The 26,666-nt window shown below is 63.2% G+C and carries 26 protein-coding genes; 21 read left to right on the top strand and 5 right to left on the bottom strand.

Annotated features, from left to right (window positions below; all coding sequences use genetic code 11):
• Positions 1-6: 6 nt before the first annotated feature.
• The 5 genes from KY465_RS14070 (at position 7) to KY465_RS14050 (ending at position 5,841) form a co-directional block, all read left to right on the top strand.
• Positions 7-984, top strand: a complete 978-nt coding sequence (locus KY465_RS14070; RefSeq protein WP_219202385.1) for a quinone oxidoreductase family protein — start codon at positions 7-9, stop codon at positions 982-984.
• A 74-nt stretch (positions 985-1,058) separates the two neighbouring features.
• A complete protein-coding gene (locus KY465_RS14065) occupies positions 1,059-2,663 on the top strand; it encodes an ABC transporter ATP-binding protein (RefSeq protein ID WP_219202384.1) in 1,605 nt (534 codons plus the stop codon).
• Positions 2,663-3,757, top strand: coding sequence for an ABC transporter permease (locus KY465_RS14060; RefSeq protein ID WP_219202382.1), 1,095 nt, complete (start codon positions 2,663-2,665; stop codon positions 3,755-3,757). The genes KY465_RS14065 and KY465_RS14060 overlap by 1 nt, the downstream gene beginning before the upstream one ends.
• 18 nt (positions 3,758-3,775) lie before the next feature.
• Positions 3,776-4,690 carry an ABC transporter permease gene (locus KY465_RS14055; RefSeq protein WP_428983014.1) on the top strand — a complete coding sequence of 305 codons (915 nt, stop codon included), beginning with the start codon at positions 3,776-3,778 and terminating at the stop codon, positions 4,688-4,690.
• Between the two features lie 74 nt (positions 4,691-4,764).
• Positions 4,765-5,841: a BMP family ABC transporter substrate-binding protein gene (locus KY465_RS14050; protein WP_219202378.1), complete on the top strand. Its 1,077-nt coding sequence runs from the start codon at positions 4,765-4,767 to the stop codon at positions 5,839-5,841.
• A gap of 99 nt (positions 5,842-5,940) precedes the next feature.
• Here KY465_RS14050 and KY465_RS14045 read toward each other — a convergent pair whose 3' ends face one another.
• Positions 5,941-7,332 carry an aminotransferase gene (locus KY465_RS14045; protein ID WP_219202376.1) on the bottom strand — a complete coding sequence of 464 codons (1,392 nt, stop codon included), beginning with the start codon at positions 7,330-7,332 and terminating at the stop codon, positions 5,941-5,943.
• A gap of 156 nt (positions 7,333-7,488) precedes the next feature.
• Here KY465_RS14045 and KY465_RS14040 point away from each other — a divergent pair, with 156 nt between their 5' ends.
• From KY465_RS14040 to KY465_RS14030, 3 genes are all read left to right on the top strand, one after another.
• Entirely contained in the window at positions 7,489-8,919 is a 1,431-nt protein-coding gene (locus KY465_RS14040) for a glutamine synthetase family protein (RefSeq protein ID WP_219202375.1), read from the top strand.
• Between the two features lie 190 nt (positions 8,920-9,109).
• Positions 9,110-10,327, top strand: a complete 1,218-nt coding sequence (hemA, locus tag KY465_RS14035) for a 5-aminolevulinate synthase (protein ID WP_219202372.1) — start codon at positions 9,110-9,112, stop codon at positions 10,325-10,327.
• Positions 10,328-10,501: 174 nt separating this feature from the next.
• Positions 10,502-11,434, top strand: a complete 933-nt coding sequence (locus KY465_RS14030; protein ID WP_219202370.1) for an MBL fold metallo-hydrolase — start codon at positions 10,502-10,504, stop codon at positions 11,432-11,434.
• Between the two features lie 14 nt (positions 11,435-11,448).
• Here KY465_RS14030 and KY465_RS14025 read toward each other — a convergent pair whose 3' ends face one another.
• From KY465_RS14025 to KY465_RS18815, 3 genes are all read right to left on the bottom strand, one after another.
• The gene (locus KY465_RS14025) at positions 11,449-12,552 is read right to left on the bottom strand and encodes a YeeE/YedE family protein (RefSeq protein WP_219202369.1); all 1,104 of its coding nucleotides are present in this window, start codon (positions 12,550-12,552) and stop codon (positions 11,449-11,451) included.
• A 60-nt stretch (positions 12,553-12,612) separates the two neighbouring features.
• Positions 12,613-12,987 carry an ArsR/SmtB family transcription factor gene (locus KY465_RS14020; protein ID WP_255561676.1) on the bottom strand — a complete coding sequence of 125 codons (375 nt, stop codon included), beginning with the start codon at positions 12,985-12,987 and terminating at the stop codon, positions 12,613-12,615.
• Between the two features lie 121 nt (positions 12,988-13,108).
• Complete coding sequence (locus KY465_RS18815) at positions 13,109-13,561, bottom strand: thioredoxin fold domain-containing protein (protein ID WP_346432643.1); 453 nt, start codon at positions 13,559-13,561, stop codon at positions 13,109-13,111.
• 134 nt (positions 13,562-13,695) lie between these two features.
• On the opposite strand from KY465_RS18815, the gene KY465_RS14010 reads away from it, so the two are divergent.
• The 9 genes from KY465_RS14010 to KY465_RS13970 all read left to right on the top strand — a co-directional run bounded on the left by KY465_RS14010 (position 13,696) and on the right by KY465_RS13970 (position 21,790).
• Positions 13,696-14,430 (top strand): cytochrome c biogenesis CcdA family protein, encoded by a 735-nt coding sequence (locus KY465_RS14010; RefSeq protein WP_219202368.1) that lies wholly within the window; start codon positions 13,696-13,698, stop codon positions 14,428-14,430.
• 13 nt (positions 14,431-14,443) lie between these two features.
• On the top strand, positions 14,444-15,043 hold the full coding sequence (locus KY465_RS14005; RefSeq protein WP_219202366.1) for a SoxW family protein: 600 nt from the start codon (positions 14,444-14,446) through the stop codon (positions 15,041-15,043).
• A gap of 199 nt (positions 15,044-15,242) precedes the next feature.
• Positions 15,243-15,707, top strand: coding sequence for a sulfur oxidation c-type cytochrome SoxX (gene soxX, locus KY465_RS14000; protein WP_428983023.1), 465 nt, complete (start codon positions 15,243-15,245; stop codon positions 15,705-15,707).
• A gap of 84 nt (positions 15,708-15,791) precedes the next feature.
• Positions 15,792-16,247, top strand: a complete 456-nt coding sequence (soxY, locus tag KY465_RS13995) for a thiosulfate oxidation carrier protein SoxY (RefSeq protein ID WP_219202364.1) — start codon at positions 15,792-15,794, stop codon at positions 16,245-16,247.
• 23 nt (positions 16,248-16,270) lie between these two features.
• Positions 16,271-16,594, top strand: coding sequence for a thiosulfate oxidation carrier complex protein SoxZ (soxZ, locus tag KY465_RS13990; RefSeq protein ID WP_219202362.1), 324 nt, complete (start codon positions 16,271-16,273; stop codon positions 16,592-16,594).
• A 103-nt stretch (positions 16,595-16,697) separates the two neighbouring features.
• Complete coding sequence (gene soxA / locus KY465_RS13985; RefSeq protein WP_255561726.1) at positions 16,698-17,507, top strand: sulfur oxidation c-type cytochrome SoxA; 810 nt, start codon at positions 16,698-16,700, stop codon at positions 17,505-17,507.
• A 120-nt stretch (positions 17,508-17,627) separates the two neighbouring features.
• On the top strand, positions 17,628-19,316 hold the full coding sequence (soxB, locus tag KY465_RS13980; protein ID WP_219202359.1) for a thiosulfohydrolase SoxB: 1,689 nt from the start codon (positions 17,628-17,630) through the stop codon (positions 19,314-19,316).
• A gap of 46 nt (positions 19,317-19,362) precedes the next feature.
• A complete protein-coding gene (gene soxC, locus KY465_RS13975; RefSeq protein ID WP_219202358.1) occupies positions 19,363-20,652 on the top strand; it encodes a sulfite dehydrogenase in 1,290 nt (429 codons plus the stop codon).
• Positions 20,636-21,790: a c-type cytochrome gene (locus tag KY465_RS13970; protein WP_219202356.1), complete on the top strand. Its 1,155-nt coding sequence runs from the start codon at positions 20,636-20,638 to the stop codon at positions 21,788-21,790. Before soxC ends, KY465_RS13970 begins: the two co-directional genes overlap by 17 nt.
• An 8-nt stretch (positions 21,791-21,798) precedes the next feature.
• On the opposite strand, the gene KY465_RS13965 is transcribed toward KY465_RS13970, so the two are convergent.
• Entirely contained in the window at positions 21,799-22,401 is a 603-nt protein-coding gene (locus KY465_RS13965) for a nucleoside deaminase (protein WP_219202354.1), read from the bottom strand.
• Positions 22,402-22,678: 277 nt separating this feature from the next.
• On the opposite strand from KY465_RS13965, the gene cysG reads away from it, so the two are divergent.
• Genes cysG through KY465_RS13945 form a run of 4 tightly spaced genes read left to right on the top strand, consistent with a single transcriptional unit; the run spans position 22,679 to position 26,659 of the window.
• Positions 22,679-24,157 (top strand): siroheme synthase CysG, encoded by a 1,479-nt coding sequence (gene cysG, locus KY465_RS13960; RefSeq protein ID WP_219202352.1) that lies wholly within the window; start codon positions 22,679-22,681, stop codon positions 24,155-24,157.
• 10 nt (positions 24,158-24,167) lie between these two features.
• Positions 24,168-24,479: a DUF2849 domain-containing protein gene (locus KY465_RS13955; protein WP_219202351.1), complete on the top strand. Its 312-nt coding sequence runs from the start codon at positions 24,168-24,170 to the stop codon at positions 24,477-24,479.
• Between the two features lie 8 nt (positions 24,480-24,487).
• Positions 24,488-26,158, top strand: a complete 1,671-nt coding sequence (locus KY465_RS13950; RefSeq protein WP_219202349.1) for a nitrite/sulfite reductase — start codon at positions 24,488-24,490, stop codon at positions 26,156-26,158.
• Between the two features lie 9 nt (positions 26,159-26,167).
• Positions 26,168-26,659, top strand: a complete 492-nt coding sequence (locus KY465_RS13945; RefSeq protein WP_219202347.1) for a DUF934 domain-containing protein — start codon at positions 26,168-26,170, stop codon at positions 26,657-26,659.
• The last annotated feature ends 7 nt before the right edge of the window (positions 26,660-26,666 follow it).

Here is a 26,666-nt window from a genome sequence, read left to right as displayed (position 1 = left end):
CATTCAATGAGCAAGGCAATCGTCGTCTCCCGCACCGGCGGACCGGAAGTGCTGGAATGGAAGGACCATCCGGTCGGCGATCCCGGTCCGGGCGAGGTGCGGGTGCGTCACCACGCGGTCGGCCTGAATTTCATCGATGTGTATTTCCGCACCGGGCTCTATCCCGCGCCCGCCGGCCTGCCATTTGTTCCCGGCAATGAGGGCGCTGGCACCATTGTTGCCGTCGGCGAAGGTGTCACGCTGTTCAAGGAAGGCGACCGCGTTGCCTATGCCGCCGGCCTTGGTGCCTATGCCGAGGAGCGGCTGATGCCGGCCGACAGGCTCGTCAGAATTCCCGAAGCAATCGGCTTCGAAGCGGCGGCCGGCGCAATGCTGCAGGGCATGACGGCCGAATATCTCGTCCGCCACACCTTTGCCGTCAAGCAAGGCGACACGGTGCTTGTGCATGCCGCTGCCGGCGGCGTGGGTTCGCTTGCCGGACCCTGGGCCAAAGCGCTCGGCGCCCGTGTCATCGGGACGGTCGGCTCACAGGCGAAGGCCGAGCGCGCCCGAAAGCTCGGCTATGATGAAGTGATCAACTACCAGGACGAGGATTTCGTCGCCCGCGTGAAAGACATCACCGATGGCCGCGGCGTCGATGTCGTTTATGACAGTGTCGGCAAGGATACGTTTCCCGGCTCGCTCGACTGTCTGCGCCCGCGCGGCCTGTGGGTCTCGTTCGGACAATCCTCGGGCCCGATCGAGCCGCTCAACATCGCGCTGCTCAGCCAGAAGGGGTCGCTCTATCTGACCCGCCCGACACTGTTCAACTACATCGCGACCCGCAAGGAACTGGAGGACAGCGCGGCGGCTGTATTCGATGCGATCGAGCAGAAGATTATCCGTCTCGACATCAACCAGCGCTACGATCTGCAGGATGCTGCAACAGCTCACAAAGACCTCGAAGATCGTAAAACAACGGGTACAACTGTACTGCTCCCTTGAATTTCTGTTGAAATTGGTGGAGCTTGTCTCCTTAAGCCCATGGGCTGGCCTGCAACGTATTCCGGGGGGGCAATGTGCAGGATCGGGGTAATGACGCGCTTTTGCTGGAAACTCGCGGCCTGACCAAGGTCTTTGGCGAGTTGAAAGCCTGCAACGAGGTCGATCTGAAGATCGCGCCTGGCGAGATCCATGCCTTGCTGGGCGAAAATGGTGCCGGCAAGTCGACCCTGGTCAAGATGCTGTTCGGCGTTCTTGATCCGACCGAAGGCGGCATTTACTGGAAGGGCGAGCCGGTGCGCATCGGCAGCCCGGGCGAGGCCCGGCGCCACGGCATCGGCATGGTGTTCCAGCATTTTTCCCTGTTTGAGGCGCTGACGGCGTCCGAAAACATTGCTCTCGTCTTCGACGAAAAGACGCCGATCTCGCAGATTGCCGAGCGTGCCCGTGCCGTTTCAGTCGAATACGGCCTGCCGCTTGATCCGCACGCCATGGTCGGCGATCTTTCGGTTGGCGAGCGTCAGCGCATCGAGATCATTCGCTGCCTGCTGCAGAAACCGGATCTGATCATCCTCGATGAGCCGACCTCGGTTCTCACGCCGCAGGAAGCCAACCGCATGTTCGACACGCTCGAACGTCTCAAGGCGGAAGGCACTTCGATCCTTTACATTTCGCACCGCCTCGACGAGGTGAAGCGTCTGTGCGACACCGCCACCGTGCTGCGCCACGGCAAGGTCGTGGCCCATTGCGACCCGCGCCAGGAAACCGCCACCACCCTCGCCAATCTGATGGTCGGCTCGGATGTCGAGGCCGTCAAGCGGCAGGCATCGGCTGCAACGCCCGGACCGCCCCTGATCGAGATCTCCAATCTTGAGCGCCCGCCGGCAACGCCGTTCTCCATTCCCCTGCGCGGTATCGATCTCACAGTGCGCGGCGGCGAACTTCTTGGCATCGCCGGCGTCGCCGGCAACGGCCAGGGTGAGTTCTTCGAGGCCGTCTCGGGGGAGTGGCGGCAGGAGCGCGCCGATACCATTCGCCTCAACGGCCGCAATTGCGGGCACAAGAACATCTCCGACCGCCGCATGGTGGGCGCCGCCTTCGTGCCGGAAGAGCGCCTCGGGCATGGTGCCGCGCCGGCGCTGCCGCTGTCCGACAATCTGTTGTTGTCACGCCATACCACCGACCGCCGCGCCATGGTCGGTCCGCTCGGTTTCGTGCGCATGGGCGCCGTCAAGGAGGCGACCCAGCGCATCATTCGCGAGATGGATGTACGCAAGAGCGGCGAGGATCCGGAGGCGGCGGCATTATCCGGCGGCAATCTGCAAAAATTCCTGATCGGCCGCGAACTCGACCGCGAGCCGATGGTTCTGGTCGTCGATCAGCCCACCTGGGGGGTCGATGCGGGCGCTGCCGCGCGTATCCGCAAGGCGCTGATCGACCTGGCGCGCGCCGGCTCCGCCGTTCTCGTCATCAGTCAGGACCTTGATGAATTGTTCGAGATTTCCGATGCCATCGCGGTAATGCATGACGGTCGACTGTCATCGCCATTGCCGATCGCCGAGGCCAGCTTCGAGAAGATCGGCCTGTTGATGGGCGGCGCCGAACCCGGGCACCAGGCCCACGCCCACGCCGAAGCGCACGCCAATACAGAGGGCTCCCATGAGCCGGGAGCACCGATCTGATGCGCCTCGAACTGATCAAACGGCCGCAGAAGTCGGCCCTGTACTCGGCGATTTCGCCGCTGCTCGCCCTGGTGCTGACCTTGCTGGCCGGCTTCCTGATTTTCTCATTGCTCGGCAAGCCGCCTGTCGCGGCGCTGCACGCCTATTTCATCGAACCGCTGAGCGAGGCCTGGCAATTGCACGAACTGGCGATCAAGGCGGCACCCCTGATCATGATCGCCGTCGGCCTGTCGGTGTGCTACCGCTCGAACAACTGGAATATCGGTGCTGAGGGCCAGTTTATCATCGGCGGCATAACCGGATCGCTGGTGCCGATCCTGTTTCCTCAGTTCCAGACCCTGTTCACCCTGCCGGTGATGCTGCTCCTCGGATTTATCGGCGGTGCCGCCATGGGCGCCATCCCGGCGTTGTTGAAAACCCGTTTCAACACCAACGAGATTCTCACCAGCCTGATGCTGGTCTATGTCGCGCAGCTGTTTCTCGACTGGCTGGCCCGCGGCCGCTTTCGCGATCCGGGCGGCAACAATTTTCCCGGCTCGATCCGTTTTCCCGAATCGGCGCGGCTCGGCGAAATCTTTCCCTCGCATGGCAGCGCGCACTGGGGCATCGTCCTGGCCATCCTCAGCGCCATCATCGTCTGGTTCATGATGCGCTTTCTGATGAAGGGCTTCGAGGTGAAGGTGCTTGGCGGCAGCCCGCGGGCCGGACGCTTCGGCGGCTTTTCCTCCACGAAGATGGTGTTCTTTGCCTTTCTGCTGTCGGGCGGCCTCGCCGGGCTGGCGGGCATCGCCGAGGTGGCTGGCGCCATCGGTCAGTTGCGCGAGACGATCTCGCCCGGCTACGGCTTTGCTGCCATCATCGTCGCCTTTCTCGGCCGGCTCAATCCGCTCGGCGCCATTGCCGCCGGCTTTGTCCTGGCGCTGACCTATCTCGGCGGCGAGGCGGCGCAGATGTCGCTTGGCGTCTCCGAAAAGGTGGCGCGGGTGTTCCAGGGCCTGTTGCTGTTCTTCGTGCTCGGTTGCGACACGCTGATCCACTACCGCATCAAGTTCATCTTTGGCGAAGCGGGCAAGCCGGCAACGGCGAAAGGGTAGGGCACCATGGACGTCAACATGCTCCAGAACATCCTTTTGACGATTGCCACGGCATCGACGCCGCTGCTGCTCGCGGCCATCGGCGAACTGGTGGTCGAGCGCTCGGGCGTTCTCAATCTCGGCGTCGAGGGCATGATGGTCATCGGCGCCGTTTGCGGTTTTGCCGGGGCCTTCATCACCGGCTCGCCATGGATCGGCGCGCTGGCCGGCATTCTCGCCGGTGTGCTGCTGTCGCTGCTGTTCGGATTCCTCGCCCTGTCTCTTGCCACCAATCAGGTCGCCACCGGCCTGTCCCTGACGCTTCTCGGCATTGGTCTTTCCGGCATGATCGGCGAGGATTTCGTCGGCCGCGCCGGCATCCGCCTGCCGCGTCTGGACCTGCCGGTGCTGAGCGATCTGCCGCTGGTCGGCAAGCTGCTGTTCGGACAGGACCCGCTGTTCTATGTCTCGATCGCGCTCACCGCGGCGGTGATGTGGTTCCTGTTCAAGACGCGCACCGGCCTGACATTGCGCTCCATCGGCGACAACCACAAATCGGCGCATGCGCTCGGCATCAACGTGCTTCTCTACCGCTATCTGGCCGTCATGTTCGGCGGCGCCTGCGCCGGTCTGGCGGGCGCGCATCTGTCGCTGGTCTACACACCGCAATGGGTCGAGAACATGACCGCAGGGCGCGGCTGGATTGCCCTGGCGCTGGTCGTCTTCGCCTCCTGGCGGCCATGGCGCGTCATTGGCGGCGCCTATCTGTTCGGCGCCGTGACCATCGGCCAGATCCATGCCCAGGCGCTCGGCATTCCGATCCCCTCGCAATTGATGTCGGCGCTGCCCTACCTGGCGACCATCGTCGTTCTGGTCTTGATTTCGCGCGACAGACGGTTGACGGTGATCAACACACCGGCGTCGCTCGCCCAGCCCTTTGTGCCGGACCGCTAGTCAAAGCTGTCCGCGCAGGATAATCAAAAAGAACCCCGCCGGCCCAAACCGGAAGACCAACAGAGAGGTGAACCATGAGAAAGACCCTTTTAGCACTGGCCGCAGGCATCGCGCTTGCCGCCACCAGCGGCGGTGCCGCGTTCGCGCAGGACAAGTTCAAGGCCTGTTTCGTTTACATCGGCCCGGTCACCGATGGCGGCTGGACGCAGGCGCACGATGAAGCCCGGCAATATGTCGAGGAACAGCTCGGCGACGAAATCGAGACCGCTTATCTCGAGAACGTCCCGGAAGGACCTGATTCCGAGCGGGCGATCACCCGCATGGCGAGATCTGGCTGCAACATCGTGTTCACGACCTCGTTCGGTTACATGGACCCGACCATTGCGGTCGCCGAGAAACATCCCGATGTGATGTTCGAACACGCCACCGGCTACAAGACCGCCGACAACGTCACCAACTACAATGCGCGCTTTTACGAAGGCCGCTACATTATCGGCCAGATCGCCGGCAATATCTCGGAGACCGGCACGGCTGGCTACATTGCCTCCTTCCCGATTCCGGAAGTGGTGATGGGCATCAATGCCTTTCTGCAGGGAGCCCGCTCGGTCGATCCGGATTTCAAGCTGAAGGTCGTCTGGGTCAACAGCTGGCATGATGCCGGCAAGGAAGCCGATGCCGCCAAGGCCCTGGTCGACCAGGGTGTCGACATCCTCACGCAGCATACCGATTCCGCGGCACCGATGCAGGTGGCCGAGGAACGTGGCATCCATGCCTTCGGTCAGGCCTTCGATCAGTCGGAAGCCGGTCCGACGGCTCAGAAGACGGCTATTCTCGACACCTGGGGTCCGTATTACGTCAAGCGGATCAAGATGGCGATGGACGGCACCTGGAAGGGCGGCGAATCCACCTGGGACGGCCTCAAGGATGGCATTCTGACCATGGCGCCCTATCGCAACATGCCCGATGACGTCAAAGCGATGGCCGAGGAAACCGAAGCCAAGATCAAGTCCGGTGAACTGCATCCTTTCACCGGCCCGATCAACAAGCAGGACGGCACCGAGTGGCTTGCCGAGGGCGAAACCGCTGAAGACGGCACGCTGCTCGGCATGGACTTTTATGTCGAAGGCGTTGACGACACGCTGCCGAACTAAGCGCTCACGACAGCCTCAAAATGCAAAGGGCGGCTGAAAGGCCGCCCTTTTTCGTTGCGAGTGCCACGTCATCCCGCAGCCACGATTGCCTGAGGGCGCCTAGACCAGCCCCTCGCTCTTCAGCGTCTGCCAGGTGTCATCCAGTGTCTTGCGCGCCGCCTTGGCCAGAAGGCCCGCTTCCTCTTCCGACAGGGTCAGCGGCGGCGAGATGATCAGACTGTCCCGCACCGCCCGCATCACCAGCCCGTTCTTGAAGGAATGGTCGCGGGCAATCGTCCCGACCCGGCCGACATTTGCAAAGCGCTTCGCAAGATCGCTCTTGTCCGGAACCAGCTCAAGGGCGCCGAACAATCCGGCCATGCGCGCCTCGCCAACCAGCTCGTGCTCTCCAAGCGCGTGCCAGAACTTCTGCAACACCGGGCCGATGTCGTCGCGCACCCGCTCGACCAGCTTTTCCTTCTTGACGATTTCCAGATTGGCAATCGCCGCCGCGCAGGCCGCCGGATGTCCCGAATAGGTATAGCCGTGATAGAATTCGCCGGCGGCGCTGTTGTGGAAGGCCTCGGCCACCCGGTCTGACATCACGACGCCGCCGAGCGGCAGATAGCCGGAGGTCAGCCCCTTGGCGATCGGCATGAAATCGGGAGTGGTGCCGTAATAGTCGGCCCCGAACCATTCGCCGACGCGCCCGAAGCCGCAGATCACCTCGTCGGAAATGAACAGAATGTCGCGCTTGTCGAGAATCTTCTTCACCTCCGGCCAGTAGGTGTCCGGTGGCACGATGACGCCGCCGGCGCCCTGGATCGGCTCCGCGATGAAGGCGGCGATCTTGTCTTCACCCAGTTCCTCGATCGCCCGATCGAGCTCTTGCGCCGCCCAGACACCGAAATCGGCTTCGCTCATGCCCGATTGCATGCCCTCGCCAAACCAGTAGGGCTGCTCGATGTGATGGATGCCGGGGATCGGCAGATCGCCCTGGCCATGCATTCCGCCCATACCGCCGAGCGATGCGCCCGCCACCGTCGAACCGTGATAGGCGTTCTTGCGCGAAATGATCACCTTCTTGTCCGGCTTGCCCATGATGTCCCAGTAACTGCGCACCATGCGCAGCACCGTGTCGTTGGAATCCGAACCCGACGAGCCGTAAAACACCATGTTCATGTGCGCCGGTGTCACCTCGGCGAGCATCTTCGACAGTTCGATGACCGGCAGATGCGAGGTCTTGAAAAACGTATTGTAATAGGACAATTCGCTCATCTGTGCCCGTACGGCCTCGACGATCTCCGAGCGCCCGTGCCCGACATTGACGCACCACAGCCCGGCCATGCCATCGAGAATGCGGTTGCCATCCGTGTCCCACAGCCACACGCCATCGGCGCGCGAGATCACCTTGCGGTCATCAATCCCGAATGTGCCGTGATCGGTGAAGGGATGCAGATGATGGGCGTGATCGGCCGCTTTCAGGTCGTGGGAAGACAAGTTGATGCGCATTTCGAACCATCCTGAACGATTTTGCCGGTATAGCGTGATCCGGGATTTGAAGATTGCGCGAATGTGTGCACAGAATTGAGCGCTCCACAAGAAGCGCGTAAAATCATATTTCAAGCCGGAGCCGGCCCGGTGCCGGTCACAGTTCAGAGTTGCATCATGACAAAAGACAGCCCCCTCCCGGCCGACGCAACGCGCTCGTCGCCAGCCGGCCCGCACGCCGACAAAGCCGCCGCCACGCCACAAGCCGGAACATCCGCCAATGCCGAGGCCGAGCAGTTTCTCATCGACAATCCCGATCTCGAATCGGTCGATTTCCTGATTGCCGACATCAATGGCGTCCTGCGCGGCAAATGGGGGCCGGCCGAGGCGATCAGCAAGGTTTGCGAGCCGGGCATCAATCTGCCGCTGTCGATCTTCGGACTGGACATCTGGGGCCGCGAGGTCGAGGCAACCGGCATCCATATCGAGACCGGCGATCTTGACGGCTATTGCCGCGCCGTGCCCGGGCGCATCGCCCGCGCGCCCTGGTCGAGCCGTCCGGCGGCCCAGGTCCTGTTGTCAATGTACACCGAGGATGGCGATCCCTACGAGATCGACCCGCGCAACGCCTTGCAGAGCGTCGTCAACCGCTTCTCGGCCAAGGGCCTGACCCCCGTCGTCGCCTTCGAGCTCGAATTCTACCTTGTCGATCCGGCCGCCTTCCGCAGCTCCGGGCGCATGGGCAAGGACGAGGGGCCGGGGCCAGACAAGCAGCACATGTATTCGCTGTCGGAACTGCGCGGCCAGAGCGATCTGTTCGCCGAGATCCGCAGCGCCGCATTGCAGCAGGGCTTGCCGATCGACACCATCATCAAGGAGGCGGCGCCCGGCCAGTTCGAGGTCAACCTCAAGCATCGCGCCGATCCGATGGCCGCCGCCGACGATACGGTCCTGTTGCGCCGGGCCATCGCCGAATGCGCCGAAAAGCACGGGCTGAAAGCAACCTTCATGGCCAAGCCGTTCCTCGAATGGCCGGGCAACGGCATGCATGTCCACGTCTCGGTGCTGGACTCCAATGGCGAGAACATCTTTGCGGGCAGCGAGGGGGACCAGCGCCTGCAGCATGCCGCCGCCGGCCTTCTCTCCACGCTGAAGGACACCTTGCTTCTCTATATCCCGAGCTTTAACGGCTATCGACGCCTGCAGGCCGGCTCCTATGCGCCGACGCGCATTGCCTGGGGGCGCAACAACCGCTCCGTCGTCGTGCGCGTGCCAGCCTCCGATGACAGGGCACGCCGTCTCGAACACCGCATGTCCGGCGCTGATTCCAACCCCTATTTCGTCCTCGCAGGGGTTCTCGGCGGTATCCTCGAAGGCCTGGAGACAGGCACGATGCCGCCGCCGCCGGTCGAGGGCAACGCCTACAGCGTGGCGCTGCCGCAGCTCTCCGACGACATGGACGACGCGATCGAGGACTTCGAACGCTCCGACTTCATCCGGCGCCTGTTCGGCACCGATCTGCGGCGTATATTCGCCGCCATCAAGCGCGAGGAACTGGCCGCTTTCGACAACGAGATCACGCCGCTCGAGCGCTCGACCTACCTCTGACAGCAACCGCATATTGGCTTGCCGCGGCCGGTCGGGTAAAACGGGATCGAAAGACCCGGTGGCTGCGATCCGATCCGCCCAATCGCGTCGCCGGCGGCGCAAATTGCCGCAGCTTTGCGGAATTTCGCCTTTCGGGTTGACCAGACAGCGTTCCTTGCGCATTCTGTTTGGGACATATAGGGTTTTTGCTATGGATTTCGACGCGTTTTTCGAGGCAGGTCTGCAGGGGCTGCGGGAGGCCGGCAACTATCGCGTGTTTGCCGATCTGGAACGCCATCACGGCGCCTTTCCGGCTGCCACGCGTTATCGCGAAGACGGGTCCAGCCAGGAGGTGACTGTCTGGTGCTCCAACGATTATCTCGGCATGGGGCAGTCGCAGGTCGTCACCGCCGCCATGAAAGAGGCGATCGATCGCTGCGGCGCCGGCGCCGGCGGCACGCGCAATATTTCGGGCACCAACCATTATCATGTGCTGCTGGAGCAGGAGCTCGCCGATCTGCATGGCAAGGAATCGGCGCTGATCTTCACTTCCGGCTATGTCTCGAACTGGGCGGCGCTTGGCACCCTGCTGGCACGCATTCCCGGCATTATCGTCTATTCCGACGCCCTCAACCACGCCTCGATGATCGAGGGCATCCGGCACTCGCGCTGCATCAAGCGGGTCTTCCGTCACAATGATCCCGAACATCTGCGCGAACTGATGGCCGCCGACGACCCGGCCGCCCCGAAACTGGTGGCTTTCGAGAGTGTCTATTCGATGGACGGCGACATCGCGCCGATCAGCGCCCTGTGTGACGTCGCCGAGGAATTCGGCGCCATGACCTATCTCGATGAAGTGCACGCCGTCGGCATGTATGGCGCCCGCGGTGGCGGCATTGCCGAACGCGAGGGCCTGATGCATCGGCTGACGGTTATTGAGGGAACGCTCGGCAAGGCGTTTGGCGTCATGGGCGGCTACATCACCGGCAGCAAGGCGCTGTGTGATTTCGTCCGCTCCTTTGCCTCTGGCTTCATCTTCACGACGGCGCTGCCGCCGGCGCTCGCCGCCGGTGCCACCGCATCGATTCGCCATCTCAAGCAGAGCCAACTTGAACGGCGCCGCCACAAGGATGCGGTTGCCAAGGTGCGCGCCGCGCTCGACCGTCAGGGCATCCCGCATATGGACAATCCCAGCCACATCGTGCCGGTGATGGTGGGCAACGCCTCGAAATGCAAATGGATTTCCGACGTCCTGATGGATCAGTACGGCATCTATGTGCAGCCGATCAATTACCCGACCGTGCCGGTCAAGACCGAACGCTTGCGGATCACCCCGACGCCGCTGCATAGCGACGGCGACATTGACCGGCTGGCCGGCGCCTTGAGCGATCTGTGGAGCCAGTGCGCTCTGGCGCGCGCTGTCGCCTAGGACATCGTTACGATTGCATCCTGATGCGGCTGGCTGCGCCTGAGCGGGTGGCGCTGCATCCGCGCGCTGTTGCAGAAACCCAGAGGTCCCAGGGGTCCCCGGGGGTTCCAGAGGTCATTGACCCTGCCATCTGCCGCTGCAATTATATGCAATTCTTGCCATATGGAGGATGCGATGGCCGATATCCGCTTCACCCGACGGGATATGCTGTCCCGCAGCCTTCACACGGCCCTATTTGCCGGCGCCGCTCTCGGCCTCTCGCCGATTGTCGCGCGGCAGGTGTTTGCCGCTGGCGATGCCGAACTGACCGTTCTCAGCGACGGCAACCTCGTCCTGCCGCTTGATTTTTCCTATCCGGACATCTCTCAGGAGGATCTCGCTGACGTCTTCGGTGGCGCAGCCTCCGTGCCGGAGCAGCTGACGCCCGATTGCAATGTCACGCTGTATCGACAGGGCGACCGGCTCGTGCTTTTCGATGTCGGCGCCGGACCGAATTTCATGCCGAGTGCCGGCCGCCTCGCCGAAGCACTCGATGCCGCCGGCATCGATCCCGCCGAGGTCACCGATGTGATCTTCACGCATGCCCATCCGGACCATCTCTGGGGGTTGGTCGATGATTTCGACGAGGTGGTCTTTCCGGAGGCGCAATTCCACATCGACGCCAATGAACATGCCTTCTGGACCGACCCGCAGACGCTCACCGACATGCCGGAAGCGCGCAAGAGCTTCGCTGTCGGCGCTGCATCGCGCCTGGCCCGCATCGAAGACCGCATCGCCTTGTTCAAACCGGGCCAGGAGGTGGTCCAGGGCGTCGAGGCCGTTGCCACCTACGGCCACACGCCGGGCCACAGCAGTTTTCTTGTGCATGGCGGGGCAGAGCCCGTCCTCATCGTCGGCGACGCGCTGACGCATGCCTCCATTTCGTTCGCCCATCCCGGCTGGCCGACCGGCGCCGACCAGGATGCGGCGACCGCCGCCGCAACGCGCGCGGTGCTGCTTGACCGCCTGGCGGGCGAGAAGGCGCGGATCATCGGCTATCACCTGCCGCATCCGGGTGAGGGCAGGGTGGAATCCACCGGCACCGCCTACCGCTTTGTTGCAGACTGATTGACCCGCGTGGGTCAGGCGCGGCTTGAAAGCGCCGCCTTGAGAAAGCCGAAGGGTGAGCCTTCCAGCAGCACACCGAGGCCGATGCGCGCGCCAAGCACCATGGCCGCCACCGCCATCGGCGCCGAGGCGGCCAGCACTGAAACGGCGCTGACCCCTTGTCCGATGGTGCAGCCAAGCGCGAACACGCCACCGCTGCCCATCAGGAAGGCGCCCAAAAGGTGCCGGCTCAGTTCGCGCGCGTCATCGCAGGCTTCCCAGCGCATGTCATCGGCGCGCCAGGCGGCAAAGGCGGCGCCGATAAACACGCCGGCCACCAGCCCGACGCCATAGTCGGGAATTTCGCCGGTCACCGCGATCAGTTGCAGGATCGCGTCTCCGACCGGCATCACGAATGAGCCGGCCTCGACCTGCACCGGACGCATCAATTGCGTCTGCAGCCCGCTGGTGATCAGCCAGCCGAGCGCGATCGCCAACCCGATGACCGAGCCGGCAATCAGCTTGCCGCGGTCGGCGCGAAACTGCCGGTCGCGCAGCAGCTGCAGGATGGTCACGCCGCCCAGTGTCAGCCCCAGCGGCACCGAAAGATCGACACCGGATAGCGCATTGAACGGCGCCGCCAGCGATTGTCCGCCGGTCCCGGGAAAGGCGATCGACAGCGGATCAAGAAACCATTGGCGAAAATGTCCGGTGACGCCGCGCTGCGCCGCAAGTGCCGCCAGTCCGATGCCGGTCAGCACCACCAGGGCCCGCAGATTGCCGCCGCCAAGCCGCACCAAGGCCCCGAAGCCGCAGGTGCCGACCAGCGCCATGCCGAAACCGAACAGCAGGCCTCCCAACAGCGCCCCGGCAACCGGCAGCGGTTCGGTCAGGTAGAAGCTGTCGCTCGTTTCGGCCAGGCCCAGCGCCACGAAGAGCTGCGTGCACAACAGCGCCGTCGCCGCCGCCAGGATCCACGACCGCAATCCGTTGGAATCGCCCGCGAACCAGTGCCGCTCCAGCGCCGACATCGTGCAGAAATGGAAGCGGCGCGCTACATAGCCGACGATCACGCCGACCGCGACACCGGCAAACGGCAGCAGCCAGCCGCCGCCGACAAGTCTCAGCAGAAAATCCATGGCGTCTCCTCCCCGAAACGGCATGCAGTGTATCTGTCCGCCCGGCGCGAGACGCGCGGACTATGTCTTCGCGTCCTCCGGCCGCACCGAGCGGCAAAACAGATCGTACAGTGTCGCCACCACGGACGTCACCTCGCGATTGACGATCGTGTAGAAGATCTGCCGGCCTTCGCGGCGCGTCTCCACCAGCCCGTCCATGCGCAGCCGCGCCAATTGCTGTGATACGGCCGCCTGCGGCATCGACAACAGGGCTTCCATCTCCGAGACCGACTTTTCGCCCTCCGAAAGAATGCAGAGAATGAGAAGCCGCGTCTCGTGGCTGAGCGCTTTCAAAAGGTCGCTGGCCTTGCGCGCCTGCGTGACCAGAAGCGCAAAATCCTCCGCGCTCATTTCCGGCGAGAGTTTCGGCAACTCAATTTCGGTCTTGTCGCTCATCATCTCTTTCATCATACGGGTGAACCCAGCGGTTTGGCGGGCATTGTAACGAGCCTGTGCGAAAAGCAAACGCTGTTTGCGCGAGAAGTGCCTGTCAGTCTGCGCTCGAGGCGGGCGCGGTTTAAGGAGACTCAGGCAGACGGGCGAGCATGGTGTCGAGCAGGTGCCAGAAGAATTCGTCACCCGGATAGCCGCGGATCCGGTCAATTTCCGTGCCATCCTCCACCAGGACAAAGGTCGGCGTGAAGCGCTCGACCGGAATGTCGGCCAGATCCGCCGGGATCGGCTCATGGATATCGACGCGGCGCAACGGCGCCCGTTCTCCCGCTTCGGTTTTCGCGTAAGCGGGTGCAATCTCCGCGTTGAATTTCGCACACCAGACGCAGCCGGCCTGCTCATACATCACCAGTTCGGCAGCCCGCACGCCCGGTGCAAGGACGAGGGCAAGGACGAGGGCAAGCGCGAGGGCAGGGGCGAGCGCAAGGGCATACAGGCTCGCGGAACAGACAAGGCGCCGCGCGTAGAGGATTCGGGCTCGTAGAGCACGCGAATATGAGGTGACAGACAGCAACATGGCGCTTTCCAAAAGACTCGCATGCTATATATATCATGCTTTGAATATTTCAACGCTTGGCCGCGCGCCCCGAGGACCCGCGTCTGGCGTTGAGCGAGCGCCCGCAAGCGGCTTGCTGCAGAAGGAATGGATCAGTGCTCGATATCGGCGTCGGAGCGGCATTTCTGGCGGGGCTTCTCAGCTTCTTCTCTCCCTGTGTCCTTCCCATTGTGCCGCCCTATCTGGCATGGCTGGCCGGGATGAGTTTCCAGCAGCTCAGCGATGACGAGATCGCCCCTGACGCGCAGCGCCGCATCGTTGTCGCGGCCTTCTTTTTCGTCCTCGGATTCGCCACGGTCTTCATCGCCCTTGGTGCCACGGCAAGCGTTGTCGGCCAGAGCCTTGCGCGCCACTTCGACACCCTGGCAATCATCGCCGGCGCCATCATCCTGGTGATGGGGCTGCACTTCCTGGGTGTTCTTCGAATCGGCTTTCTCTACCGCGAGGCCCGTGTCAACGTGGCGAAAAAACCTGCCGGCGCGCTCGGATCCTATATCGTCGGCCTGGCATTCGCCTTCGGCTGGACGCCGTGCGTCGGACCGATCCTGGCGGCCATCCTGTTCGTCGCAGCCGGGCGCGAGACCGCACTCGAAGGCGCCGGCCTGCTCGCCGTCTATGCCGCCGGTATTGGAATTCCATTCCTCCTTGCCGGGATATTCGCAAGCAGATTCATCCGTTTTGCGGCGCGTTTTCGCAAGCATATGCGCATCATCGAAATTGCCGTCGGGCTATTGCTGGTGGTCACCGGCATCCTGTTCATGACCGGACAGATGGCCCGCATTGCGCAATGGCTGATCGACACCTTTCCCGCTTTCGCCACCATCGGCTAGACAGGAGATCCCCATGTTCAGACCATATTCGCTTTCCGCCCTGGTGCTGGTACTCGGTCTTTTCGCGCCAGCGATCCCCGCCATCGCCGCGCCGCTTGGCGAGGACGGCCTGCACAAGACGCCATGGTTCGCCATGACCTTTCGCGATGTCGCCGAGGACATCGAGGCCGCGCGAGCCGAAGGCAAGCGGCTGGCCATGGTGTTCGAGCAGCGTGGCTGCATCTACTGCGCCGCCATGCATGAGAAATTGCTCGCCGATCCCGAGGTCGCCGACTACATCAAGGAGAATTTCGTCGTCGTCCAGTACAACATGTTCGGCGATGAGGAGGTCACCGATCTCGACGGCGATGTCCTGACTGAAAAGACCGCGGCGCGCAAATGGGGCTATGTCTTCACGCCGACGATCGTCTTTCTCCCGGAAACGCCGCCAGGGGAGGGCACCGTCGCCGAAGCCGCCGTCGCCACCATGCCGGGCGCCTTCGGCAAATGGACCTTCCTCAACATGTTCCGCTGGGTGCGCGACAAGGGCTACGAGAGCGATGAGCATTTCCAGAAATACCACGCCCGCATCATCAACGAGTTGCGCGCCGAAGGCCGCCTCGATGCGGAATGAACCAAAGTCAGCCATCGCGCGTTGCAGCAATCACGAGATCAATCCATGCCGATTAAATATTCAAAAAATTGCATTGATTGTCTCCCGGCAGCGCGCTAGGTTGACCTATGGGAACCGGTCGGCAGAGTGTCTGCAAACCGGATTATGAGGAGGAAAGTCCACGATGGCACGGTGGAAGTCCACACATTTTGCAATGGCGATGCTGCCGCTTCTGGCCGCACCGCTGATCCTGTCCCCCGCTCTGACTGCGACGCCCGCCTTCGCCGCGGAAGTGCCGCCTGACGATGTCGAGTTCGCCGATGAGGGTGTCATGTCCTCGCTGACCGGCAAGCCTGGCGATCCGTCCGTTGGCGCGGAAGTGTTCGCCAGCCGCAAACAGGGCAATTGCCTTGCTTGTCACGCCAATGGCGACCTTGCCGAACTGCCTTTCCACGGCAATGTCGGCCCGCCGCTGGACGGGGTGGCCGACCGCTATGAGGAGCCGTTCCTGCGCGCCATTGTTGCCGACGCCAAGCAAATTTTCACCGAAGAGACGGTCATGCCCGGGTTCTACACGCTGAAGGTGGGACACGATGTCGCCGAACAGTTCAAGGGCAAGACCATTCTCAGCGCCCAGGAGGTCGAGGACGTGGTAGCCTACCTCACCACCCTCAAGGAAGAATAGGCCTTCAAGAATAGGCCCTCAGGAATAGGCCCTCAAGAGTAGGCCCTCAAGAGTAGGCATTGAACGCCGCAGGAGACTGATCAGATGCAGATGACAAGACGACAGATGCTCGCCTATTCCGCCGCCACGGCCGGAATGGCAGCCGTCGGTTTTTCCATCGGCCCTGCCATGGCAGCGGTCGAGGAGACCGAGAAGGCGATTGCGGAATTTGCCGGTGGCGCGACGCCGGAAACCGGCCGCATCACGCTGACCGCCCCGGAAATCGCCGAGAACGGTAATACTGTGCCGATCTCCGTTGAGGTCGACAGCGCCATGAGCGGCGACGATCTCGTCGAATCGGTGACGATCCTCGCCGAGGGCAACCCCAATCCGGAGGTCTGTACCTTTCACTTCACCGAAATGAGCGGCTCCGCGGCCGCCACCACCCGCATGCGTCTGGCGCAGACCCAGAACGTCATCGCCCTGGCGAAGATGAAGGACGGGTCGGTGTTCATGGACAAGAAGCTGGTCAAGGTGACCATCGGCGGCTGCGGCGGCTGAGCGAGACAACAGGGTAAGAACCAATGGCAAGCAAACCGCGTATCAAACTGCCGAAATCGGCTGCGGCCGGCGAGGTCATCACCATCAAGACCTTGATCAGCCACACAATGGAATCCGGGCAGCGCAAGGATAAGGAAGGCAATCCGATCCCGCGTCAGATCATCAACACCTTCACGTGCGAATTCGAGGGCGCCAAGGTGTTCGAGTGTGAGCTCGATCCGGCCATTTCCGCCAATCCCTATTTCGAGTTCAATGCCAAGGTCGAAGAGAGCGGCACGTTCAAATTCACCTGGGTGGATGATGACGGCTCGGTCTATGAGACCGAGCAGGACATCACCGTCAGCTGACGTGGCTGCCGGCAGGCCGGCGAAGCGTTTCGGAGGAGGAAGAAAATTGACCATCAGGATGAAAAACCGCGGTGCGCTAATCGCCACCGCCGCCTGTGTCGCGATGGCGGTCATGGCGGGTGCCGTGCAGGCCGAGCCGGTGGACGACTCGCTGACCATCGACGGGGAGCCGATCACCGTTCGTGCGTCGGCGCCGGAGGGGCTGCCATTCGATGAGAATTTGTCCGGCTGGCTGTACCGCTCGGCAGAAACACGGCAACTGGAGACCGACACCTTCGAAAATCCCGGCATGCTCGCGGTCGAGCGCGGCGAGGAAATCTGGAACACCGTTGACGGCACCGCCGGCAAATCCTGCGCCAGCTGCCACAATGATGCCGCCGAAACCATGAAGGGCGTCGGCGCCAGCTATCCGAAATGGGATGCCGATTCCGCCCGCCCGATCAATGTCGAGCTGCAGATCAACAAGTGCCGCGAAGAGAACATGGGCGCCGAAGCCTACAAGTTCGATGCGCCGGAGCAGAAAGAACTGACCGCCTTCATCAAGCATCAGTCGCTCGGTATGCCGGTCAAGCTTGATCTTGACCAGGGAGACCTGCAGGAATGGTGGGAGCGCGGCAAGGATCTGTATTACCTCCGCACCGGCCAGCTCAATCTCGCCTGTGCCTCCTGCCACGAGAAAAACAACGGCAATTTCATTCGCGCCGACCATCTCAGCCAGGGGCAGGTCAACGGATTTCCGACCTACCGCCTGAAGACCGGCCTGACATCCGTGCACAACCGGTTCAAGGGCTGCATTCGCGACACCCGCGCCGTCATACCGACACCCTTTTCCGACGATCTGATGGCGCTCGAGACCTATGTCACCTGGCGTGGCACCAACCTTGCGGTGGAAACGCCGGCGGTGCGCCAGTAACCGACGACGGCCGGGCGTGCTCCGTTCGCCCGGTTCGTCAAAGCGCGTAAAAGCATAGTAGATGAGACGAAGGCCCATGCGCTTTTGCGCGTGCGTGCACCTTGTTGCCTGGAGACCGGGATGATCAATCGGCGCGAATTTCTCATGGCGGGCGTTGCAGTGACGGCCATCGCCGGCGGGGCAGGGACCTGGACCCGGGCCGCCGCGCAACAAGGTCTCAGCGAAGACCAGCTTCTCGATATGGACGGCAAGGGCAAGCTGACGCTGCTGCACATCACCGACATCCATGCGCAGCTCAAACCGGTCTATTTCCGCGAACCGTCGGTCAATATCGGCGTCGGCCCGGTGGCCGGCAAACCGCCGCATGTCACCGGTCAGGATTTTCTCGCCCTTTATGACATCGAGCCGGGCACCCCGGCAGCCTATGCGCTGACCTCGGAGGATTTTGTCTCCCTGGCGCGCAGCTATGGGCGCATGGGCGGCATCGATCGCGTCGCCACTGTGATCAGGCGTATCCGTGACGAGCGCGGCTCGGACAATGTGCTGCTTCTCGACGGCGGCGATACCTGGCAAGGATCCTACACGGCCCAAGAGACCCAGGCCGCCGACATGGTCACGGTGATGAACGCTCTGCAGCCCGACGCGATGACGGGCCACTGGGAATTCACCTATGGCGCAGAGCGTGTCAGCGAACTGATCGAAAATCTGCCTTTCGCCTTTCTCGGCTCCAACATCTACGATGCCGAATGGGATGAGCCGGCCTTTGAGGCCTGGAAAATGTATGAGCGCGGCGGCGCCAGGGTGGCCGTCATCGGCCAGGCCTTTCCCTACACACCGATCGCCAACCCGCGCTGGATGTTCTCCAACTGGTCCTTCGGCATTCGCGAAGAGGACATCGCCAAACATGTTTCGGATGCCCGCGCGGCAGGCGCCGAGGTTGTCGTCCTGCTCTCGCACAACGGTTTCGACGTCGATCGCAAGCTCGCCGGCCGGGTCGAGGGGATTGATGTCATTCTCACCGGCCACACCCATGATGCGCTGCCCGAGCCGGTGGTCGTCGGCTCCACCCTCGTCATCGCTTCCGGTTCGAACGGCAAGTTTCTCTCGCGCGTCGACCTCGAAGTCGCCGACGGAGCCGTCAAGGGCTACGCGCACCGGCTGATCCCGATCTTTTCCGATGTCATTGCCAGGGATCCGGACATGGCGGCGCTTATCGATCAGGTGCGCGCGCCCTATGAAGAGGAACTGGCGCGCGAACTCGGCCGCACCGAATCGCTGCTGTACCGGCGCGGCAACTTCAACGGCACATATGACGATCTGTTCTGTCAGGCGCTATTGACCGAGCGCGATGCCGAGATCTCGCTTTCGCCGGGATTCCGCTGGGGCACCAGCCTGTTGCCGGGTGATGCCATCACCGTTGAATCGCTGCACAATGCCTGTGCCATGACCTATCCCGAGGCCTACCGCTCGATGATGAGCGGCACGCTGATCAAGGAAATTCTCGAGGATGTCGCCGACAACCTGTTCAATGTCGATCCCTATTACCAGCAGGGGGGCGACATGGTGCGGGTCGGCGGCATGGGCTACACGATCGACATTCACAAACCCTTCGGTTCGCGCATTTCCGACATGACGCTGCTTGCTACAGGCGCGGCGGTCGAGCCGGCGCGCGACTATGCGGTTGCCGGATGGGCGTCGGTCAATGAGGGCACCGAGGGCCCGCCGATCTGGGATGTCGTCGAGAGCTATCTGGCGCGGAACCCGGTGGTCACGTTGCAGGAAAACAATTCGGTCGAGGTGCGCGCTTGACAGACGAGCGTGAGCGCGCGCGGGCAGCCTTTTCCGGGAGTAGATCATGACGCGAAAATCAGGCCATACGGCAAATTGGGCGCCCTCGCGCCGCGCTTTCCTGACCGGCGCCGCCGGTGCCGCGCTGACCACCAGTGCCGCCACGGCTCTGCCGGGCGCCGCGCGTGCCGCCGGCGATCCGGCAATCACCGAGATCAAGGATTGGAACCGCTACCTCGGCGAGGGTGTCGATGCCGCGCCCTACGGTGCCCCGTCACCGTTCGAAGCGCATGTCGTGCGCCGCGATGTGCCCTGGCTGACCGCCGACCCGGTGTCCTCGGTCAATTTCACACCCTTGCACGAACTCGACGGCATCATCACGCCGAACGGGCTGTGCTTTGAACGCCACCATGCCGGCGTCGCAACGATCGATCCCGCCGAACACCGCCTGATGATCAACGGCCTCGTCGACACGCCGCTGGTCTTCACCATGCAGGACCTGCAGCGCTTTCCGCGCGAGAACCGGCTCTACTTCCTCGAATGTGCCGCCAATACCGGCATGGAATGGCGCGGCGCCCAGCTCAATGGCTGCCAGTTCACCCATGGCATGGTGCATTGCGTCGTCTATACGGGCGTGCCGCTGAAACTGCTGCTCGATGAAGCCGGCCTGAAGGCATCCGGCACCTGGCTGCTGGCGGAAGGCGCCGATGCGGCGGCGATGACCCGATCCATCCCGCTGGAAAAGGCGCTCGATGACTGCCTTGTGGCCTTCAAGATGAATGGCGAGGCCTTGCGCCCCGAGCAGGGCTACCCGCTGCGCCTGGTCGTGCCCGGTTGGGAAGGCAATATGTGGGTCAAGTGGTTGCGCCGTCTCGAGATCGGCGACGCGCCCTATGCCCAGCGCGAGGAAACCTCGAAATACACCGATCTGCTCGATGACGGCACGGCCCGCCGCCACACCTTCGTGATGGACGTCAAGTCGGTGATCACCAGCCCCAGTCCGCAGGCGCCGGTCACGCACGGCAAGGGACCGCTGGTCATCACCGGTCTTGCATGGTCGGGCAACGGCCGCATCAGTCGCGTCGATGTCAGCCTTGATGGCGGGCGCAACTGGCAGACGGCGCGGCTGGATGGCCCCAGCCTGTCCAAGGCCCTGCATCGCTTCTATCTCGATATCGACTGGGACGGCTCTGAACTTTTGCTGCAGTCGCGCGCCATCGATGAGGCCGGTTATGTGCAGCCAAGCAAGGATGCGCTGCGCGCCGCGCGCGGCGTCAACTCGATCTATCACAACAACGGCATCCAGACCTGGCAGGTCCGCGCAGACGGAGTGGTTGAAAATGTTGAAGTTTCCTAAGGATCTCGCAATCGCTGCAACGTTCGCCGCGGCGGCCATCCTTGGTCAGCCGATTGGCCAGGCCGTCGCCGCCGATCCGGAAGCCGGCGCCAAGGTCTACAACAAGTGCAAGGCCTGTCATGCGGTTGGCGAAGGCGCCAAGAACCGCGTCGGCCCGCACTTGAACGGGGTCTTCGGCCGTACCGCCGGCAGTCTCGAAGATTACAAATATTCCAAGGCGATGCGCGAGGCCGGCGAGGAAGGCCTGGTCTGGGATGATGCGACGCTCGGCGAATATCTCGCCGGCCCACGCGCCATAATCAAGGGCACCAAGATGGCCTTTGCCGGGCTGAAGAAGGAAGAGGATGTGGCCAATCTCCTTGCCTGGCTGCGCCGCGAGTCTGGGGGTGCCGACGCCGCTGCTGACGAAGAACCGCAGGCCGAAGAGGCCGAGCCGGCCGCCGCGCCCGAACAGCCGGATGCTAAGCCGCAGGCAGAGGACTCGCAGGCTGCAAGTGAAGCCTACACGCCGCCAGCCGACGCTGCCCCGCATGGCACATACAATCTCGGCCGCCGGGCGACAGAGGAAGAGGTGGCGGCCTGGAATATCGACATTCGCCCCGACGGCAAGGGCCTGCCGCCCGGCCGCGGAACAGTCAGCGCCGGCGAGACCATCTACACCGAGCAATGCGCCTCATGCCACGGCGTCTTCGGGGAGGGCGCCGGCCGCTGGCCGGTTCTCGCCGGCGGCTTCGGCACGCTTGATGACCAACGCCCGGTCAAGACCGTCGGCTCCTACTGGCCCTATCTGTCAACGGTCTATGACTATGTCCGTCGGGCCATGCCGTTTGGGGATGCGCGCTCTCTGAGCGACGATGATGTCTATGCCGTGACCGCGTTCCTGCTTTATCTCAACGACGTGGTCACCGATGAGGATTTCGAACTGTCGCACGAGAACTTCACGCAGTACCGCTTGCCGAACGAGCCCAATTTCAAGGCCGATGACCGGGCGTCGGAAGCGCATTACGCCGACAGGAGCGAGCCGTGCATGACCGAGTGCAAACCCGGGCCGGTGACCGTCGAAATGCGTGCGGCCGTGCTCGACGTCACGCCCGATGCCGAAAACGGCGAGCAGATGGGGTCGGGCGCCGTCGACTGACCATGGCCTCAGGCCAGCGGAATCGCGTTGGTGTCCTTGGAGCGCTGATAGCTCTGTGACAATTCATCATAGGTTTGCCGGATCCGCGCCGCTCTCTGCTGCAGCGCCGCCCGCTCGGGTTCGGGGCATTGCTCAACCAGATCCATGACGGCGGTCGCCTGCCAGAAGGCATTCTGGCGGTTGTAGCCGCCGGGCTCAAGCCCGTACAATTCCTTCATGATCTTGAGATCGTGCGGGATCGAAAACGCGTCGCGCGAATCTTCATGGCTGAAGAAGTAATAGTAGTTGTCAAAACCCGTCCAGGTGATCGCCGACATGCACATGGTGCAGGGTTCATGCGTCGTCAGGAAAATCAGATCGCTTGTCGGCAGGCCCGCAAGATCCGGATGCTCGTAGAAGCGCTTGAGAAGATGCACCTCGCCGTGCCACAGCGGATTGTCCATCTCATTGTTGGTTTCCGCCAGCACCAGCGACAGGTCATCCTTGCGTAACAGCGCCGCCCCGAACACCTTGTTGCCGTCTGCGACCCCCGTTCGCGTCTTCGGGATGATGTCCTCCTCGATCGTCTCGAGAAGGCGGGCGGCAAGCTCGGGTGTTGCGGCAGCACTCATGGCGGCAGTCCTTCTGGTGCGGCGCGCCAACCCGCCGATTAATCCCGGATCGCGCGCTCATTTGCAGCCAGCCTATCGGCATCGGGCAAAGCCGTAAATCCATCTCAACCTGCAATGGCAAAGCCCGCCGCGTGCGCTGCATCCGGTTTCCTATGCTCAAGAGACTGCGGGAATGAGGAAACAATGTCGCCGGCACCGGTTCGCCGCACATCATTGTTTCTTCTCGTTTCATCAGTGCGAAGCGACAATTGCCGAACATTGCAGAAGGATGCGTGAAATGTCGCGGCACGATGAAAAGACTGGAAAGGAAAGCGTTCGCCCCTCGGCAGACCGGCTGACAGCCTTCCCGGCTTTCATGCGCGTCGAAGGGCGCAAAGTGGCAATCTTCGGAGACGGCGCCGAGGCCGCCGCCAAGGCCCGCCTCGTGGCCAACACCTCCGCCGCCATCATCCTGTTTGCCCCGCATCCGGGCAGCGAGCTGCAGGCTGTGCTCGCCGGCCCCGGCATCGCGCATGTCGCCAGACCCTTTGCCCCCGACCAGCTTGACGGAGCGGCGCTGGTATTCGCCGCCACCGGGGATGCAGCGCAGGACCGCGAGATCGTAGCGGCAGCGCGCGCCCGCAACATTCCGGCCAATGCGGTCGATCAGCCTGATCACTGCGATTTCTTCACCCCGGCGCTGGTCAACCGGGCGCCCGTCGCCATAGCCATCGGCACGGAAGGGGCGGGGCCGGTGCTCGCCCAGATGATCCGGGCCCGCATCGACCAGCTGTTCGCCCCCTCGCTCGGGCCCTTGGCCCGGCTTGCCGCCAGTCTGCGCCACCGCGTTGAGGGCACCCTTCCGCGCGGCACGGTTCGCCGGCAGTTCTGGCAGCGGTTCTTTGAAGGTCCGGTCGCCGCCGCCATGGCTGCCGGTGATCAGCAAACCGCACGCCGCGTCGCCGAGCGTCTGCTCGCCGCGCCTGCCGATGGCTCTGCCAATGCGTCTGGCCATGTGGCGCTCGTCGGCGCCGGGCCGGGGGCCGAGGATCTGTTGACCCTGCGCGCCCAGCGGCTGTTGATGCAGGCCGACGTCATCCTGCACGATGCCCTCGTTCCCGAGGCGGTCGTCGCCATGGGCCGGCGCGATGCGGAGCGCATCCCGGTCGGCAAACGCAAGGGATGTCACTCGAAAAAGCAGCATGAAATCAACGAGCTGACGGTTGATCTTGCCCGTCAGGGCAAGCGCGTCGTGCGTCTCAAATCGGGCGATCCGATGATTTATGGCCGCGCCGCCGAGGAAATCGAGGCGCTGCGCGACGCCGGCATCGGCTATGAGATCGTGCCGGGCATCACATCCGCCTTTGCCGCCGCCGCCGACATGGCCCTGCCGCTCACCCTGCGCGGTGTCGCATCCTCGCTCGTCTTTACCACCGGCCATGATCTGACCGGCGACACGCTGCCCGACTGGGCCAATCTCGCCGTCTCGGGAGCGACGATCGCCGTCTATATGGGCCGCAGCGTCGCCGCCAGCGTCGCAACGCGCCTCAACCAGGCCGGGCTTGGTGCCGACACCACGGTCGCGGTCATCGAAAACGCCAGCCGTCCCGGGCGGCGGCTTTATCACGGCACGCTCAATGACCTGCCGCTGATCGAGCATGCCGCCTTTCTCGATGGCCCGGTCATGGTGATCATTGGCGATGCCGTCGCGGCTGCCGATCTTAGCCGATCCACCCCGTTGCGGCGCCTGTTGGTGCCCGCCACCACAGCTGCCTGAGGAGACAAAGATGACCGCCAAGATCCTGAGCGCCAATCGCCTTATCGATGGAGTGTCCGTCTGGTTCAGCGCCAATGGCGAATGGGTCGAGACCATCCAGGACGGCTTCATCGCCCGCCATGACGAGGCCATCGCCGCTCTCGAAGCGGCTGGCCGCGCCGCTCAGGCCGACAACCGCGTCGTCGATGCCAACCTGATCGATGTCGAGGAAACCGCCACCGGCATCCGCGCCCTGCGTCTGCGCGAGCGCATCCGGGTCGATGGCCCGACAATCGATTATCGCCCGCATCCGCATGCCGGCGCCGCCCACCAAGCTGCCTGAGGTTTTCCATGTACCGTTACGATGAATTTGACCACGAGTTCGTGGCCGGCCGGGTCGCCCAGTTTCGCGACCAGGTCAGTCGCCGCCTCAAGGGCGACATCAGCGAGGACGCCTTCAAGCCGCTGCGGCTGATGAACGGCGTGTATCTGCAGCTGCATGCCTACATGCTGCGCGTCGCCATCCCCTACGGCACCCTGTCATCGCGCCAGATGCGCATGCTGGCTCATATCGCCCGCCGATATGACCGCGGCTATGGCCATTTCACCACCCGGCAGAACATTCAGTACAACTGGCCGAAGCTCGGCGAGATCCCCGATATTCTCGAGGAACTGGCATCGGTGGAAATGCATGCCATCCAGACATCGGGCAATTGCATCCGCAATGTCACCGCCGATCACTTCGCCGGCGCCAGCGCCGACGAGGTCGCCGATCCGCGCCCCTATGCCGAGATCCTCAGGCAATGGTCGTCGCTGCATCCGGAGTTCTCCTTCCTGCCGCGCAAGTTCAAGATCGCCGTCACCGCCGCCGAGCATGACCGTGCCGCCATCCAGGTGCACGACATCGGCCTGCAGCTGAAGAAGAACGAGAAGGGCGAATTGGGTTTCGCCGTCTGGATCGGAGGAGGGCAGGGTCGTACCCCGATGATCGCCAAGAAGATCAAGGACTTCCTGCCAGAAGCTGATCTTCTGTCTTACGTCACGGCCATCGTTCGCGTCTACAATCTGCACGGCCGCCGCGACAACAAGTTCAAGGCGCGCATCAAGATCCTCGTGCACGAAACCGGCACCGAGGAACTGACCGCGCAGATCGACGCGGAATGGGCGCAATTGCGCGGCGGCGAACTGACTTTGCCGGCCGAAGACATCGCATCCATTCAGGCCTATTTCGCGCCGCCGCCACTTACCGACCGTCCCGAGGGCTGGGCGCAACTGGCGGCGTGGAAGCGGACGGACGCCGACTTTTCCGCATGGGTCGCGCAGAATGTTGCCCCGCACCGGCATCCCGATTACGGCATGGTGACCATTTCGCTCAAGCCGATCGGCGGCATTCCCGGCGACGCCTCTGCCGAGCAGATGGAGGTAATCGCCGATCTTGCCGAAGAGCTTGGCTTCGATGAAATCCGCGTCACCCATGAGCAGAACCTTGTTCTGCCGCACGTGGCGCTGGCCGATCTCGAACCGCTCTATCGCGCTCTCGCCGCCAATGGCCTCGCCACCGCCAATGCCGGGCTGATCACCGATATCATTGCCTGCCCCGGGCTTGATTACTGCGCCCTGGCCAATGCCCGTTCGATCCCGGTCGCGCAGGAAATTTCTGAGCGCTTCGGCGATGCGGCGCGGCAGCGCGAGATCGGTGACCTGAAGATCAAGATTTCCGGCTGCATCAATGCCTGTGGTCATCACCATGTCGGCCACATCGGCATTCTCGGCGTCGAGAAGAAGGGCGCTGAGCTCTACCAGATCACGCTTGGCGGCTCGGCCGACGAGAACACCTCGATCGGCGAAATTATCGGCCGCGGCTTCGAGCCGGAGCGCATCACCGATGCGGTCGAGACCATCGTCGAGACCTACCTGGCGGGTCGCAGCAACGACAAGGAAGACTTTCTCGCCTATTACCGCCGCGTCGGCAGCGCTCCTTTCAAGGACGCGCTCTATGGCGAAAAGTCGCAAGCAGCCTGAGGACAAGAGATGGCCCTGATCTGGAACGAAACCGGTGTTGTTGAAAACGACCGCTTCGCAAGCGGCGAGGAGACGCCCTTCATCGACCTTGACGCGGCCCTGACCGCGGCAGAGGAGGGCGCCAACAGCCTCGCCGTGCTAGTCGCGCCGGGCGATGACGTCTCGCGCCTGGCACCGGTGCTCGATCGCGTCGCGCTGGTGGCGCTTGATTTTCCCGCCTTCAGCGATGGCAGGGGATTTTCGCATGCCACGCTGTTGCGCGACCGTCTCGGCTACGAAGGCGAGATCCGCGCGGTCGGCGATGTTCAGCTCGACCAGGTGCCGTTCATGCTGCGCGTCGGCATCACCAGCGTCGAGACCCGCCACGAACCCACCGCCCGCCGACTGACGGAAATGCGTCTGCCGGGCGTCGGCCTGCACTATCAGCCGAGCGCGCGCCGCAGCCAACGCCCCTCTGAGACGAGCTATTCCTGGCGCCGCCGCACAGCGGATGCCGGTTGAGGAGACC

The organism is Neohoeflea coraliihabitans (genome assembly GCF_019334345.1).
In the GTDB taxonomy this organism is placed as follows: Bacteria; Pseudomonadota; Alphaproteobacteria; order Rhizobiales; family Rhizobiaceae; genus Pseudohoeflea; species Pseudohoeflea coraliihabitans.
Note: the sequence above shows the minus strand (reverse complement) of the source record. Positions and strands in the feature narration are given on the sequence as shown.

Excerpts from the sequence above, each read along its gene's own strand:
- KY465_RS14070 (WP_219202385.1), top strand. The coding sequence starts at position 7 with ATGAGCAAGGCAATCGTCGTCTCCCGCACCGGCGGACCGGAAGTGCTG.
- KY465_RS14060 (WP_219202382.1), top strand. The coding sequence starts at position 2,663 with ATGCGCCTCGAACTGATCAAACGGCCGCAGAAGTCGGCCCTGTACTCG.
- KY465_RS14055 (WP_428983014.1), top strand. The coding sequence starts at position 3,776 with ATGCTCCAGAACATCCTTTTGACGATTGCCACGGCATCGACGCCGCTG.
- KY465_RS14050 (WP_219202378.1), top strand. The coding sequence starts at position 4,765 with ATGAGAAAGACCCTTTTAGCACTGGCCGCAGGCATCGCGCTTGCCGCC.
- KY465_RS14045 (WP_219202376.1), bottom strand. The coding sequence starts at position 7,332 with ATGCGCATCAACTTGTCTTCCCACGACCTGAAAGCGGCCGATCACGCC.
- KY465_RS14040 (WP_219202375.1), top strand. The coding sequence starts at position 7,489 with ATGACAAAAGACAGCCCCCTCCCGGCCGACGCAACGCGCTCGTCGCCA.
- hemA (WP_219202372.1), top strand. The coding sequence starts at position 9,110 with ATGGATTTCGACGCGTTTTTCGAGGCAGGTCTGCAGGGGCTGCGGGAG.
- KY465_RS14030 (WP_219202370.1), top strand. The coding sequence starts at position 10,502 with ATGGCCGATATCCGCTTCACCCGACGGGATATGCTGTCCCGCAGCCTT.
- KY465_RS14025 (WP_219202369.1), bottom strand. The coding sequence starts at position 12,552 with ATGGATTTTCTGCTGAGACTTGTCGGCGGCGGCTGGCTGCTGCCGTTT.
- KY465_RS14020 (WP_255561676.1), bottom strand. The coding sequence starts at position 12,987 with ATGAGCGACAAGACCGAAATTGAGTTGCCGAAACTCTCGCCGGAAATG.
- KY465_RS18815 (WP_346432643.1), bottom strand. The coding sequence starts at position 13,561 with ATGTTGCTGTCTGTCACCTCATATTCGCGTGCTCTACGAGCCCGAATC.
- KY465_RS14005 (WP_219202366.1), top strand. The coding sequence starts at position 14,444 with ATGTTCAGACCATATTCGCTTTCCGCCCTGGTGCTGGTACTCGGTCTT.
- soxX (WP_428983023.1), top strand. The coding sequence starts at position 15,243 with ATGCTGCCGCTTCTGGCCGCACCGCTGATCCTGTCCCCCGCTCTGACT.
- soxY (WP_219202364.1), top strand. The coding sequence starts at position 15,792 with ATGCAGATGACAAGACGACAGATGCTCGCCTATTCCGCCGCCACGGCC.
- soxZ (WP_219202362.1), top strand. The coding sequence starts at position 16,271 with ATGGCAAGCAAACCGCGTATCAAACTGCCGAAATCGGCTGCGGCCGGC.
- soxA (WP_255561726.1), top strand. The coding sequence starts at position 16,698 with ATGGCGGTCATGGCGGGTGCCGTGCAGGCCGAGCCGGTGGACGACTCG.
- soxB (WP_219202359.1), top strand. The coding sequence starts at position 17,628 with ATGATCAATCGGCGCGAATTTCTCATGGCGGGCGTTGCAGTGACGGCC.
- soxC (WP_219202358.1), top strand. The coding sequence starts at position 19,363 with ATGACGCGAAAATCAGGCCATACGGCAAATTGGGCGCCCTCGCGCCGC.
- KY465_RS13970 (WP_219202356.1), top strand. The coding sequence starts at position 20,636 with ATGTTGAAGTTTCCTAAGGATCTCGCAATCGCTGCAACGTTCGCCGCG.
- KY465_RS13965 (WP_219202354.1), bottom strand. The coding sequence starts at position 22,401 with ATGAGTGCTGCCGCAACACCCGAGCTTGCCGCCCGCCTTCTCGAGACG.
- cysG (WP_219202352.1), top strand. The coding sequence starts at position 22,679 with ATGTCGCGGCACGATGAAAAGACTGGAAAGGAAAGCGTTCGCCCCTCG.
- KY465_RS13955 (WP_219202351.1), top strand. The coding sequence starts at position 24,168 with ATGACCGCCAAGATCCTGAGCGCCAATCGCCTTATCGATGGAGTGTCC.
- KY465_RS13950 (WP_219202349.1), top strand. The coding sequence starts at position 24,488 with ATGTACCGTTACGATGAATTTGACCACGAGTTCGTGGCCGGCCGGGTC.
- KY465_RS13945 (WP_219202347.1), top strand. The coding sequence starts at position 26,168 with ATGGCCCTGATCTGGAACGAAACCGGTGTTGTTGAAAACGACCGCTTC.